13 protein-coding genes are annotated in these 12,262 nt (G+C 69.0%); 7 read left to right on the top strand and 6 right to left on the bottom strand.

What is annotated here, in order from left to right; genetic code table 11:
- Positions 1-22: 22 nt before the first annotated feature.
- Genes ACI6GS_RS00845 through dgcN form a run of 3 tightly spaced genes read right to left on the bottom strand, consistent with a single transcriptional unit; the run spans position 23 to position 3,118 of the window.
- Positions 23-1,096, bottom strand: coding sequence for a DUF2817 domain-containing protein (locus tag ACI6GS_RS00845; protein WP_439815882.1), 1,074 nt, complete (start codon positions 1,094-1,096; stop codon positions 23-25).
- A 40-nt stretch (positions 1,097-1,136) separates the two neighbouring features.
- Positions 1,137-2,111 (bottom strand): N-acetyl-D-Glu racemase DgcA, encoded by a 975-nt coding sequence (dgcA, locus tag ACI6GS_RS00840; protein ID WP_439815881.1) that lies wholly within the window; start codon positions 2,109-2,111, stop codon positions 1,137-1,139.
- Complete coding sequence (dgcN, locus tag ACI6GS_RS00835; protein WP_439815880.1) at positions 2,111-3,118, bottom strand: N-acetyltransferase DgcN; 1,008 nt, start codon at positions 3,116-3,118, stop codon at positions 2,111-2,113. The genes dgcA and dgcN overlap by 1 nt, the downstream gene beginning before the upstream one ends.
- 282 nt (positions 3,119-3,400) lie before the next feature.
- Here dgcN and ACI6GS_RS00830 point away from each other — a divergent pair, with 282 nt between their 5' ends.
- Complete coding sequence (locus ACI6GS_RS00830) at positions 3,401-4,303, top strand: NAD(P)-dependent oxidoreductase (RefSeq protein ID WP_439815879.1); 903 nt, start codon at positions 3,401-3,403, stop codon at positions 4,301-4,303.
- A gap of 46 nt (positions 4,304-4,349) precedes the next feature.
- Here ACI6GS_RS00830 and ACI6GS_RS00825 read toward each other — a convergent pair whose 3' ends face one another.
- Complete coding sequence (locus ACI6GS_RS00825; protein ID WP_439815878.1) at positions 4,350-4,481, bottom strand: hypothetical protein; 132 nt, start codon at positions 4,479-4,481, stop codon at positions 4,350-4,352.
- Between the two features lie 105 nt (positions 4,482-4,586).
- Positions 4,587-4,982 (bottom strand): c-type cytochrome, encoded by a 396-nt coding sequence (locus ACI6GS_RS00820; protein ID WP_439815877.1) that lies wholly within the window; start codon positions 4,980-4,982, stop codon positions 4,587-4,589.
- Positions 4,983-5,229: 247 nt separating this feature from the next.
- Between ACI6GS_RS00820 and ACI6GS_RS00815 the strand changes: the two genes are divergently transcribed.
- From ACI6GS_RS00815 to ACI6GS_RS00790, 6 genes are read left to right on the top strand one after another with little or no spacing between them, the layout of a single operon-like run.
- Positions 5,230-6,384, top strand: a complete 1,155-nt coding sequence (locus ACI6GS_RS00815; protein WP_439815876.1) for a DUF2336 domain-containing protein — start codon at positions 5,230-5,232, stop codon at positions 6,382-6,384.
- 58 nt (positions 6,385-6,442) lie between these two features.
- Positions 6,443-7,519: an MlaE family lipid ABC transporter permease subunit gene (locus ACI6GS_RS00810; protein WP_439815875.1), complete on the top strand. Its 1,077-nt coding sequence runs from the start codon at positions 6,443-6,445 to the stop codon at positions 7,517-7,519.
- A gap of 23 nt (positions 7,520-7,542) precedes the next feature.
- Positions 7,543-8,391: an ABC transporter ATP-binding protein gene (locus ACI6GS_RS00805; protein WP_439815874.1), complete on the top strand. Its 849-nt coding sequence runs from the start codon at positions 7,543-7,545 to the stop codon at positions 8,389-8,391.
- Positions 8,392-8,395: 4 nt separating this feature from the next.
- Positions 8,396-9,361 (top strand): MlaD family protein, encoded by a 966-nt coding sequence (locus ACI6GS_RS00800; protein ID WP_439815873.1) that lies wholly within the window; start codon positions 8,396-8,398, stop codon positions 9,359-9,361.
- Positions 9,358-10,020 (top strand): ABC-type transport auxiliary lipoprotein family protein, encoded by a 663-nt coding sequence (locus tag ACI6GS_RS00795; protein WP_439815872.1) that lies wholly within the window; start codon positions 9,358-9,360, stop codon positions 10,018-10,020. Before ACI6GS_RS00800 ends, ACI6GS_RS00795 begins: the two co-directional genes overlap by 4 nt.
- A 27-nt stretch (positions 10,021-10,047) precedes the next feature.
- Positions 10,048-10,326 (top strand): DUF2277 domain-containing protein, encoded by a 279-nt coding sequence (locus ACI6GS_RS00790; protein WP_439815871.1) that lies wholly within the window; start codon positions 10,048-10,050, stop codon positions 10,324-10,326.
- Between the two features lie 134 nt (positions 10,327-10,460).
- Here ACI6GS_RS00790 and ACI6GS_RS00785 read toward each other — a convergent pair whose 3' ends face one another.
- Positions 10,461-11,996, bottom strand: a complete 1,536-nt coding sequence (locus tag ACI6GS_RS00785; protein ID WP_439815870.1) for an acyl-CoA synthetase — start codon at positions 11,994-11,996, stop codon at positions 10,461-10,463.
- Between the last annotated feature and the right edge of the window lie 266 nt (positions 11,997-12,262).

Here is a 12,262-nt window from a genome sequence, read left to right as displayed (position 1 = left end):
TTCCTTCAACCTGGGTTCGCGCTCACCGTTCCGCCAGGGCGGCCAGGGCAAGGCGCAGCGTGGCACGGGCATGGCCGGTGACCTGTGTCTTCCAGTCCGGCGTGTCGGGAAAGAAGGCGGCGCGGATCGCTGCCTTGATCGCCTGGGTCCGTGGCCCGTGCGGCGTTCCCCACTGGTGCAGCCAGTTGTCGGCGCGCAGGGCGCGCAGCACCTCGACCGCCGACACGGTGCCGACCTCCAGGCACAGGATGGTCCGTTCGGCGTGGGGGCAGAGGTGGGCCAGCCCGCTGTCCAGCGAACCGTGCACGGCCGCCGAGAGCGACTGGCCGGCTGCGGCACTCGCGACCTGGGGCCCGAACCAGGCGCTTGCGCGTGCCAATTCCGCGCTGTCGGCGGCGGCCTCGCTGATCAGCTCCGCCGAACCCGGCGCCCCCAGGCCGGTGTGGAAGTCGAGCACGACCAGGCGCTCCGCCCGGGCCAGGTCGCTGGCGCACAGGGTTTCGACCAACTGGCGGGACCAGGTCGGTGCCGTCCCGCCGAAATAGATGCCCCCGGGGCGGTGGTACTGTCCGCGGGTGATCGCCGCCTGCAGCGCCGCGGCACCGTGGGCTTTCTGGAAGGCGCGCAGCACGGCATCCGCCTGCGCCAGGGCGGCCGCGTCCAGCGCCTGGGGGTTCACCCCGGCATCGATCGCGTCATAGTCCGGGGCCGGGGGCAGCGGCCCTGCGAAGTCGACGAAATTGCGGTTCAGGTCGACATTGCCCTCCGTCACCCGGCGCAGATGCGCATGGCCGTGCGGATTCAGGGCGTGGACCATCAGGATCGCGCAGCCCGCAGGCGGGGCGATGCCGCCCTCCAGCGCGTCCAGCAAGGCGGCCGTTCCAAAAAAGCCCTCGACCCCATGGGTGCCCGCGACCAGCAGCAGGATCCTGCCCGCATCGGCCGGGCCCAGGCGCACCACGTCGCAGGCCAGCTCCTCGTCACGGGGACCGCGCAGGGGGTGGACGTGGCTGACCAGCGGCAGGCGGCGCGCCTGGGCCGCCGTCAGGAAGCGGCCACGCGCCTGCGCGTGGTCGGCGCTGAAGGGATCCGCCATGACGGAGCCGAAGTGCGGTTGCGCCGCGCCGGTTCCGTCCTCAGCCCCAGAGCGCCGCCGGCGGCGGCTGGATGATGCTGCCCTCGAACGCCAGGCCGGGCTGGCGGTCGGCGGCCAGCAGCAGCGGCCCGTCCAGGTCGACCCAGCGGGCGTGCACGGCGACCAGCATGGCCGGGGCCATGGCCAGCGACGTGCCCACCATGCAGCCGACCATCAGGCCCAGGTCCCGCTCCTGCGCCGCCTTGACCAGGGCCAGCGCCTCGGTCAGGCCGCCGGTCTTGTCCAGCTTCACGTTGATCACGTCATAGCGCCGCGCGATGCGGTCCAGGTCGTGGCGATCGTGCAGCGACTCGTCCGCGCACAGCAGGACGGGGCTCTCGATCGCCTCCAGCGCGGCATCGTCGTCCGCGGGCAGAGGCTGTTCGATCAGGACCACGCCGGCTTCCGCCATGGCGGGGGTGAAGGCCTCGACCTGGGCCGGGCTCCAGGCCTCGTTGGCATCGACGATCAGCGCGGCCTGCGTCTCCTCCCGCACGGCGCGCACGCGCTCGATGTCGCCGTCGCCGCCCAGCTTCAGCTTCAGCAGCGGCCGGTCGCGTGCGGCCCGGGCGGCCGCGGCCATTGCCTCCGGCGTGTCCAGGCTGAGCGTATAGGCGGTCATCGCGGGTTCGGGCGCCGGCTGGTTCAGCAACTCCCAGATGCGCTTGCCCGCGCGCTTGGCGGCCAGGTCCCACAAGGCGCAGTCCAGCGCGTTGCGCGCCGCGCCCGGCGTCATCACACCCTGCAGCGCGATCGGATCCAGCCCGTCGGCGACGTGGGGCGCCAGGGCCTCGATCGCGGCGACCACGCCCTCGATCGATTCGCCATAGCGCTTGTAGGGCACGCATTCGCCGCGCCCTACATGGGTGCCGTCGCTGACGCTGGCGACCACCACGTCCGCGCTGGTCTTGGCCCCGCGCGAGATGCGGAAGGCCTGGGCCAGGGGCCAGCTTTCGGTCGTGACGCGCAGGTCCATCAGGTGGTCGCCAGAAGACGGTCCACGATCGGACCGACGCCCCAGGCCACGGGATCCACGCAAGGCAGGCCGAGCCGGCGCGAGACGCCCCCGCAATAGTCCAGCGCGGCCTCGGGCGCCAGCTTGGAGGTGTTGACGGCAACGCCCACGCAATGGATCGCCGGGTTGGTCAGGCGGCCCATCGCGATGTTGGCGTCGATGCAGGCCTGCAGGTCGGGGATCGTCGAGTCGGGCAGGCCGCGCATGGTGGTGCGGGTCGGCTCGTGGCACATCACGATGGCGTCGGGCTGCGAGCCGTGCAGCAGGCCCAGGCTGACGCCCGCGAACGAGGCATGGAAGAGCGAGCCCTGCCCCTCGATCACGTCCCAGTGATCGGGATCGTTGGCCGGGCTGATCCATTCGGCCGCACCGGAGATGAAGTCGGCAACCACCGCATCGACCGCGACACCGCGCCCGGAAATGAAGATGCCGGTCTGTCCGGTCGCCCGGAAATCGGCCTTCAGCCCGCGCTTCAGCAACTCGGCCTCGATCGCCAGGGCCGTGTACTTCTTGCCCGCCGAGCAGTCGGTGCCGACCGTCAGGACCCGCTTGCCCGGGCGCTTCGTCCCCTTGCCCGTGGCGAAGGTCATCGTGTTGTGGCGCACGTCGAACAGCTGCCGGCCATTGCGCCGGGCCGCCTCGGCCACGGCGGGAATGCTGCCCAGCTGGGTATGCAGGCCGCTGGCGACATCCATGCCGGCATCCAGCGCCTCGACGATGGTGGTCGTCCAGTTGTCCGGGATCACGCCGCCCGCATTGGCCACCCCGATGATCAGGGTGCGCACGCCCTTCTCCCGCGCCTGGGCGATGGTCAGGTCGGGAATCTTCAGGTCCGCATTGCAGCCGGGCAGGCGGAACTGGCCCAGGCACCAGTCGCGCCGCCAGTCCAGGATCCCGGACGCGGTCTTTGCCGCCAGATCGTCGCGGGCATCGCCGATGAACAGGAGATAGGGGCGCTGGATGTCCATGATCGCTTTCGTCCGGGTGGGCCGTGCTGGGGGCCTGTGGGTGAGCGTTGGCGTCCCCCGACTCTAGTCCAATCGACGGGGGTCGGGGGAGGGGGTCATGATGCGCCGCCGGGGAGCCATCCCCGGGCCGATGTCGCACCGCAAAAATGCAGTGCACAATCGTCCGCGCCGCCGCAAGACTTGGCCGCTGAACCTCACTTTGACCGCGCGCCCCTGGCCTGGACGCGCAAGGCACGGCACGCTGGCGCAGGTGGGTCCACGGCCGGAACAGGAGCTGAGCGGATGCGTGCCTTGCTGATTGATGGCGATCCCTTCTGGGCCAGCGTGCAGGACCCGGACGATCCCCCGATCGACGTCAACGAAAGCCCGTTTGGCGAGGCGGACATCCCCCGCCTGCTGGCCGGATACCAGATCGTGGTCGTCGACCACACCTGGTTCTCGCGCGAGACGCTGAAGGCCTGTCCCGACCTGAAGCACTTCGTGTTCCTGGGCACCGGGGCCGCCAGCTTCGTCGACATGGCGGCGGCGCAGGACCTGGGCATCACGGTCTGGACCATCCCTGGCTATGGCAACCGGGCCGTCGCGGAGCAGACCATCGCCCTGATGTTCGCGGCCGCCCGGGGGCTCGCCCAGATGGATCGGGAGGTGCGGCGCGGCACCTGGTCCCCCGCCGCCGGCGTCCAGCTCGAGGGCAAGGTGCTTGGCCTGGTCGGGCTGGGCGGCATCGGCCGCGAGACGGCGCGGATCGCCCGGGGCCTGGGGATGGAGGTCATCGCCTGGAATCGCTCTGCGACGACGGACCCCAATGCCCGCATGGCCAGCCTGGACACAGTGCTGTCGACGGCCGACGTGCTGTCGATCCACCTGCTGCTGACGGCTGAGACCGAGAACTTCCTGACGAAGGAACACTTCGCCCGATTGAAGAAGGGCGTCCTCTTCGTGAACACCGCGCGCGCCGCCGTGGTCCAGGAACAGGCCCTGCTGGACGCGCTGGCCGACGGCACGATCGGTGCCGCGGGACTGGATGTGTTCCACAAGGAGCCGCTGCCGCAGGACGATCCCATCACCCGCTTCGAGAACGTGGTGATCGCCTCCCATTCCGGGTGGCGCACGCCGGACGCCGCCATCAACCTGATCCGCCTCAGCCGCCAGCGCGTCAAAGCCCTGCAGGCCGGCACGGACTGAGGGGCGCTCAGGACCTGGCGCCCAGGACCGGCCTGCGCGGCCCAGGTCAGGCGATCATGCTGCCGATCACGGCGGCCCAGGAAACGGCGACCAGGGCGGCGCTGCCCAGCAGGATTGTTCGCCGGCTGGGCAGGGTGGCCGGGCCGTGCAGGCCCGACGTCTGTGCTGCGTTCCGCACGTCATCCTCCCGACAAGAAGCTGTCTGTCGACAGGAAACCATAACGTGGGAGACGAGTCCAGATTTCCCACAATGCGGGATTAGATTGATATATCCGTGGACGGCTTATTTCAGCGTGGACAGATAGGCGATGACGTCCGCGCGGTCCTGTTCCTTGGGCAGGCCGACAAAGGCCATCTTGTTGCCGGGGATCAATTCCCTGGGCTTGGTCAGGTAGGCGTCCAGCGTCGCCTCGTCCCAGGTCAGGCCCGAACCCTTCATGGCATCCGAATAGCGGAAGCCCTCCACATGCCCGGCCTGGGCGCCGACCACGCCGAACAGGTTGGGTCCGACCTTGTTGGGCGCCCCTTGCGCCGTGGTGTGGCAGGTCATGCAGCGCTTGAAGACCTGCTCGCCCTTGACGGGGTCGCCGGCGGCCAGCGCCGGGCTGGCCAGGGCGCCAAGCGCCAGGGTCGCGATCGAAAGGCTGCTGATAGCCAGGGCAGGAAGAAGGCGTGGCATGTCCCGGACGTCCTTGCTGATGAAGAATGCTGACTGGTGTACGCAACCGCACCGCAAGGCCGGGCCACGATGGGCGCCCGGCGCCTTCGGGCAGGCCGCATTCCAGCGGGAAGTACGGCCCCTGTCGCCGTGGTTCCGCGCCGCGCCGCCCTTCGCCGCACCTGCCGAAGCGGGCAGGATCCAGCGGCTGCAATCGGATTCGGGACGATCCCCGCGTCCTGTGCTAGGCTTGGACGTCTGTACGTTGGTGAGCGCAGTGGCAGAAAAAGTCGCCCTTGATGCGTCCGACCTGGCCCGGCTGATGGCGGACCCGTCGGCCGAGAACCGCCGGATTACCGTGTCGAAGCTGGGCCGGCACTTTTCCGGCGGCGGTCTGGCCGGTCGCGAGAAGTCGTTGGCCGAGGACATCTTCCGCACTCTGGCGCGCGACGTGTCGGTGTCGGTGCGCTCTGCCTTGTCGGACAGCCTGAAGGACAGCGTGGCGCTGCCGCACGACATCGCCCTGTCGCTGGCACGCGACGTGGACGAGGTGGCGCTGCCCATCATCGAATCCTCCAGCGTCCTGTCGGACGAGGACCTGCTGGAGATCGTCGCCACCAACAAGCAGGAGCGGCAGATCGCGGTCGCCCGGCGCCAGGTCGTCTCGGCCGTGGTCGCCGATGCCCTGGCCGATACCCACAACGAGGAAGTCGTGGCGACGCTGGTCGCCAACGAGGGCGCCGACCTGCGGCCCGAGACGATGTCCAAGGTGCTGGACGAGTTCGGCTCCAGCCCCCGCGTGAACGAGCCCATGGCCCGCCGCCAGGTCCTGCCCCTGGTGATTGCCGAGCGCCTGGTCGGCCTGGTCAGCGAACGCCTGCGCGAGCACCTGGTGACGCACCACGAATTGTCGCCCGATGTCGCGGCCGATCTGCTGTTGCAAAGCCGGGAGCGCGCGACGGCGGCCCTGCTCTCCAGCGCCAGCCGGCTGGACGTCGCCGAACTGGTCGGCGAACTGTTCCGCAATGGTCGCCTGACGCCCACGCTGATCGTGCGGGCGCTGTGCACGGGCGACACCAACTTCTTCGAGACGGCGCTGGCGCGGTTGTCCAACATTCCCGTGGCCAGCGCTTATCGCCTGATCCACGACCGTGGGGGGCGGGGTCTGAAGGCGCTTTACGACCGCTGCAACATGCCGGAATCGCTGTTCCCCCTGGTCACCACGGCAATCCGCGTGGCGCAGGAGACCGAGATGCTGCCCGGCGGCGACGCCGACCGCGAGCACTTCCGCGCCCTGATGATCGAACGCGTGGTGACGAATTTCGAGAGCGGCTACGACGGCACCAACATCGACTACCTGATCGCCAAGCTGGGATCGGGATCCCCCGGCCAGGCGACGGCAGGCCGTGCCGCAACGTCCTGAGGCCCGCCGCGGGAGGGGTCCGCTGCTTCTGGACATTGACCGGTCGGGGGGCAGGCTCATGCTCCACGCGGCCGGCGACTGGACATTCTCGACCGTCGGCCTGCTGGATCCCGACCTGGACGCCCTGAAGCCCGGGCGGGGGGAACAGCTGCACTTCGATATTTCCGGGATCCAGCGGCTGGACACTGCCGGGGCCTGGTTGATCCACCGCACGCTGGCGCGCTGGGGCCAGGGGGCCGCCCTGTCGGGCGAAAGCGATGCCTCCCGCGTGCTGCTGGAGCAGGTCGAGGCGAGTACCGCACAGGGTGGACAGAAGCCGCCGCGCACCGAGAATACGCTGGTGGAGGTGGTGCTGCGGGTCGGCCGCACCATGGCGAACGCGGGCACCAACGGGCGCGACCTGGTGGCCTTCCTGGGGCTGGTCCTGGCCAGCCTGTTCAACGTGTTGCGCGATCCGCGGCGCCTGCGCGTCACCTCGATCGTGGCGCAGATGGAGCAGGTCGGCCTCAACGCGGTGCCGATCGTCGCCCTGATCTCGTTCCTGATCGGCATCGTCCTGGCGTACCAGGGTGCTGACCAGTTGCGGCGCTTCGGGGCCGATGTCTTCGTGGTGAACCTGGTCACGATCTCGACCCTGCGCGAGATCGGCATCCTGTTGGCGGCGATCGTGGTCGCCGGGCGCTCCGGCTCGGCCTTCACCGCGCAGATCGGCTCGATGAAGCTGAACGAGGAGGTGGACGCGATCCGCACGCTGGGCCTGGACCCGGTGGAGTTGCTGGTCCTGCCGCGGCTGATCGCGCTGCTGATCATGATGCCGGGCCTGGCCTTCCTGGCCGACCTGGCGGGGCTGCTGGGCGGCGGCCTGATGTGCTGGCTGGCCCTGGGCATCCCGCCCGCCGCCTTTATCGAGCGGGTGGCCAACGCCGCCGATTTCTGGACGGTGATGGTAGGCCTGATCAAGGCCCCCTTCTTCGGCGCGGTGATCGCCCTGATCGGCTGCTTCGAGGGCCTGAAGGTCGAGGCCAGCGCCGAGAGCCTGGGGGCGCAGACGACCAAGTCGGTGGTGGAGGGGATCTTCCTGGTCCTGGTCCTGGACGCCTTCTTCTCGATCTTCTTCGCGCAGATCGGTATCTGAGGCCGGGCGCGGAACAGGCAATCATGAGCGAGGACTACGTCATTCGTGTGCGCGGGCTGGAGACCCGGTTCGGACCGGCGGTGATTCACCAGGGCCTGAACCTGGACATCCGCCGGGGCGAGATCCTGGGTGTGGTCGGCGGCTCCGGCACCGGCAAGTCGGTCCTCATGCGCACGATCATCGGCCTGGTCCGCCCCTATGCCGGGACGATCGAGGTCCTGGGGCAGAATGTCGACGAGCTGGACGACGTGGCGCTGCGCCGGCTGGAATCGCGCTGGGGCGTGCTGTTCCAGTCGGGCGCGCTGTTCACCTCGCTCTCCGTCGCGCAGAACGTCCAGGTGCCGATGCGCGAGCATCTGGACCTGTCGCAGGGCCTGATGGACCAGTTGGCGGCGCTGAAGATCGGCATGGTCGGCCTGCCACCCGATGCAGGGCCAAAGCTGCCATCCTCGCTGTCCGGCGGCATGAAGAAGCGCGCGGGCCTGGCGCGCGCCCTGGCGCTTGACCCGGAGATCCTGTTCCTGGACGAGCCCACGGCCGGCCTGGACCCGATCGGCGCTGCGGCGTTCGACAAGCTGATCCTGGACCTGCACCGCACGATGGGAATTACCGTCGTCATGATCACGCACGACCTGGACAGCCTTGCCACGATCTGCGACCGCATCGCCGTGCTGGCGCGCAAGCAGGTGATCGCCGTGGCCCCCATGGCAGAGTTGCTGGACAATCCCGATCCCTGGATCGTCGAGTACTTCCACGGGCCGCGCGGCCGGGCTGCCCGGGACGCCCAGGACAGGACCGTACAGGACAGGACCATACAGGACAGCCAATCGCAGGACCGCAGCGCAGCGGCCGCCGGCCAAGGCAGGGAGTAGGCCCATGGAAACACGTGCGCACCACCTGCTGATCGGGGCGTTCACGCTGGCGCTGATCGCCGGCAGCTTCGTCTTCGTGCTGTGGCTGGCCGGAACCTCGTCACGGGACGCGACGACCCGCTACCAGATCTATTTCTATGGCGCGGTCGACGGCCTGACCCGGTCGAGCGAGGTGCGCTACAACGGCGTGCCGGTCGGCAACGTGGTCGACATCACGCTGGACCGCCAAAGCCCCAACCGGGTCCAGGTCGTGATCTCCGTCGATGCCCAGACGCCGATCCGCCAGGATTCAGTGGCCCAGTTGCAGCCCCAGGGGATTACCGGCGTCTCGTTCGTCCAGATCTCCAGCGGCAGCGGCTCCAGCCCCCTGCTGGAGGCGGGACCTGATGGCGGCATGGCCGAGATCGTTTCCAAGCCGTCGACCCTGGAACAGGTGATCACCGGCGCGCCCGAACTGATCCGCCGTGCGAACGAAGTGCTGGACCGCATCAACACCGTGATCAGCGACGAGAACGTGCGTTCGGTCAGCACCACGCTGGCCAGCGTCGCCAAGGTGTCGGAAACGGTCGCGTCCAAGTCCGACGAGTTCGCGCGCATCATCGAGAACGCGGATGCCGCGACCCGCGACCTGGCCCAGGCAACGCAGCGGGCCTCCCGCCTGATCCGCTCGATCGAGGACGCGCTCGACCTGATCAGTCGCAAGATCGACGGCGAGTTCAGCACCCTGCTGCGCGATGCCAGCGCCACCACGCGCGATTTCGGCCGCCTGGCCCAGGGGGCCAGCGCCCTGATCGCCGACAATCGCGATGGGCTGAAGACCTTCACCGTCAGCGGGCTGGACCAGTTCGCCCGCTTCATCAACGAGGCGCGCCAGCTCGTCTCCACCATGGAGCGGGTCGCCTCGCGCCTGGAGAACGATCCGGCGCGCTTCTTCTTCGGCAATGATCGACCGGAGTTCCAGGCGCGATGAGCAGCACCCTCTTCCCCCGTCGCCTGGCTGCCTGCGTCCTCGCCGCCGCCTTCGGCCTTGGCCTGTCTGCCTGCGGCAACCTGTTGCCGGGTGTCTCCGGGCCGGCTCCGTCGCTCTACACGCTCACGCCGAAAAGCACCTTCCCCTCGGGCCTGCCGACGGCGGAATGGCAGCTGGTGGTGGAACCGCCAACGGCGCCGCGCGGGACCGACACCGACCAGATCGCGCTGCAGCCCAGCTCCACCGAGCTGAAATACTTCGCGGGCGTGCGCTGGATCGACCGCGCGCCCAAGATGATCCAGTCCCTGCTGGTCGAATCGTTCGAGAACACGGACCGGATCGTGGGCGTCGGCCGCCAGGCGATCGGCCTGGACAGCGACTTCAACCTGATCTCGGACCTGCGGGAGTTCCAGGCCGACTATTCGGCGGGAGAGAACGCGCCGCCGCGCATCGTGGTCCGGATCAACGTCAAGCTGGTGAAGCAGCCGGAACTGACCATCGTCGCGTCCCGCACCTTCGAGAGCGTGGTCCAGGCGACCGGCACCGACATGCCCACCATCATCCGCTCGTTCGACGATGCTCTGGGCCCCGTCCTGCGCGACATCGTCGTGTGGACGCTGCGCACCGTGCCGCCCGAGGGGCGCGGGGCAGCCCGCTAGGATCCTGCCGGAAAGGAGCCGGTCGCCATGTGCCGCAGCATCCGCACCCTGTTCAACTTCGCGCCCCCCGCCAGCGAGGACGAGGTGCGCGCCGCGGCCCTCCAGTTCGTGCGCAAGCTGAGCGGCTACAACAAGCCGTCCCAGGCGAACGAGGCGGCCTTTGTCCGCGGCGTGGACCAGGTCCATGCCGCCGCCATGCGCCTGCTCGCAGACCTTGAAACCACGGCCCCGCCCCGCGACCGCACGGCAGAAGCCGCCAAGGCCCGCACCCGCGCCGCCATCCGCTATGGCCGGGCTTCAACCTGATTTTCTCCTCCTCATCCTGAGGTGCCCCGAAGGGGCCTCGAAGGATGGGCCAGCGGTGCACCGGCTGCCCATCCTTCGAGGCTCCGCTTCGCTTCGCACCTCAGGATGAGGGCGTTCTTGATTTGGGGCCGCGCCTACCCCTCGTCGGCCCAGCGCAGGCGGAGTTCGCGCTTCAGGATCTTGCCCGAGGCGTTGCGGGGCATGGCGTCGATGAAGCGCACGGCGCGGGGCATCTTGTAGCGCGCCAGGTTCTGGCGGCAGTGCTCCAGGATCGCGGCTTCGGTCAGGTTGGCCCCCTCCCGCACGACGACGAAGGCTGCCCCCACCTCGCCCCAGCGTTCGTCCGGAATGCCGATGATCGCGGCTTCCGAAACCGAGGACAGGCGGTGGATCACCGTCTCCACCTCCGCCGGGTAGACGTTCTCGCCACCCGAGATGTACATGTCCTTCCAGCGGTCGACGATGTAGATGAAGCCGTCCTCGTCCCAGCGTGCGGCATCCCCCGTCTTGAGCCAGCCGTCGACGAAGCTATTGGCCGTCGCCTCGGGCTTGTTCCAGTAGCCGGGCGTCACGTGTGGCCCGCGGGTCTGCAACTCGCCCATGACGCCCACGGGGACCGGACTGTTCTCCGCGTCGACGATGCGCACCTCCTGGTGCATCAGCGGCTTGCCGGCGCTGCCCACCTTGCGCACCGCATCCTCCGGATCCAGGGCGGTGACGCTGGGGCTGGTCTCGGTCATGCCATAGCCCTGCATCAGGGGCACGCCGCGTTCGGCCCACACTTCCAGCATCGGCACCGGGCTGGGCGCGCCGCCGACGCCCGCCGCCTTCAGCCGGCTCAGGTCGACCTCGTTGAACAGCGGGTGCTGCTGCATGAACAGATAGGGCGCCGGCACGCCGAAAATGTGGGTGATGCCCAGGCTGGCGTCGCCGATCAGAGCCAGTGCCTGGCCGGGATCGAAGCTGCGCATGATGCGCAACGTCCCGCCCGCGTGCAGAACCGGGTTCGAATAGCAGTTGAGGCCGCCGGTGTGGAACAGCGGCAGGAACACCAGATGCACCGTCTCTGGCGTGATCCGCGCGGGAAAGCCCAGATTGACGATGTTCCAGAAGGTCATGCCATGGGTGATCATGGCACCCTTGGGGTGCCCGGTCGTACCCGAGGTGTACATGATGGTCGACAGGTCGTCATGCGTCAGCGCGGCGAGCGTGGGTGCCTCGCCGGCCTGAGCCAGCGCCCGTTCGTAGGAGCTGGTGGCGCTGCCGGGCTCGATCTCCAGGACATGGGGGATGGCCACCTGCTCCAGGATCGCCGCCACCGTCTCGCCGAACCCGGTATCGTGGATCAGGACGCGGGGGCTGGCATCGCCCAGGATGTAGGTCAGTTCCGGCGCGGTCAGGCGCCAGTTGAGCGGCAGCATGACGACGCCGATCTTGCCGCAGGCGAACTGCAGGTCGAAATACTCAGGTCCGTTCTGCGCCAGCAGGGCGACGCGGTCGCCCTTGCCCAGGCCCAGTGCCTGGAGATGGCTGGCCAAGCGGCAGGCACGGGCATTGAGCTCGGCATAGGTCAGGTGGCGGTCGACCGCCAGGTCGTGGATCGCCAGCTTGTGCGGCCGGCGGCCCGCATGGTGGGCGACCCAGTCGTAATAGGGCAGTGAACCTGGCATCTGCGCATCCCCTCGGGCCTATCGCGGGTCTGCCGCCCGCGTCTGAACGCCCAAGGGTACAGGGGGAATGCGCCACCGCAAGGCGACAGGGACAGGACGGCGGCGTTGCCTGACCTGCAATAGGTGAATTTCTCGACTCTGACGACCCCATCCGTCGAGGTGCCCCAAAGGCACCTCGACGGATGGGCAACCGGCGCTGCGGCGGCCCATCCGTCGACGCTACGCTTCGCTCCGCGCCTCAGGATGAGATGGTCCGAGAGGTCCGA

It is taken from the genome of Zavarzinia sp. CC-PAN008, assembly GCF_051903925.1.
Taxonomy (GTDB): Bacteria; Pseudomonadota; Alphaproteobacteria; order Zavarziniales; family Zavarziniaceae.
The sequence above is the reverse complement of the archived record's forward strand: the minus strand, read 5'-3'. Positions and strand labels throughout refer to the sequence as shown.

What these genes read in the sequence shown, in the direction of transcription:
- ACI6GS_RS00845 (WP_439815882.1), bottom strand. Translation starts at nt 1,096, where the DNA reads ATGGCGGATCCCTTCAGCGCCGACCACGCGCAGGCGCGTGGCCGCTTC.
- dgcA (WP_439815881.1), bottom strand. Translation starts at nt 2,111, where the DNA reads ATGGACCTGCGCGTCACGACCGAAAGCTGGCCCCTGGCCCAGGCCTTC.
- dgcN (WP_439815880.1), bottom strand. Translation starts at nt 3,118, where the DNA reads ATGGACATCCAGCGCCCCTATCTCCTGTTCATCGGCGATGCCCGCGAC.
- ACI6GS_RS00830 (WP_439815879.1), top strand. Translation starts at nt 3,401, where the DNA reads ATGCGTGCCTTGCTGATTGATGGCGATCCCTTCTGGGCCAGCGTGCAG.
- ACI6GS_RS00820 (WP_439815877.1), bottom strand. Translation starts at nt 4,982, where the DNA reads ATGCCACGCCTTCTTCCTGCCCTGGCTATCAGCAGCCTTTCGATCGCG.
- ACI6GS_RS00810 (WP_439815875.1), top strand. Translation starts at nt 6,443, where the DNA reads ATGCTCCACGCGGCCGGCGACTGGACATTCTCGACCGTCGGCCTGCTG.
- ACI6GS_RS00805 (WP_439815874.1), top strand. Translation starts at nt 7,543, where the DNA reads ATGAGCGAGGACTACGTCATTCGTGTGCGCGGGCTGGAGACCCGGTTC.
- ACI6GS_RS00800 (WP_439815873.1), top strand. Translation starts at nt 8,396, where the DNA reads ATGGAAACACGTGCGCACCACCTGCTGATCGGGGCGTTCACGCTGGCG.
- ACI6GS_RS00795 (WP_439815872.1), top strand. Translation starts at nt 9,358, where the DNA reads ATGAGCAGCACCCTCTTCCCCCGTCGCCTGGCTGCCTGCGTCCTCGCC.
- ACI6GS_RS00790 (WP_439815871.1), top strand. Translation starts at nt 10,048, where the DNA reads ATGTGCCGCAGCATCCGCACCCTGTTCAACTTCGCGCCCCCCGCCAGC.
- ACI6GS_RS00785 (WP_439815870.1), bottom strand. Translation starts at nt 11,996, where the DNA reads ATGCCAGGTTCACTGCCCTATTACGACTGGGTCGCCCACCATGCGGGC.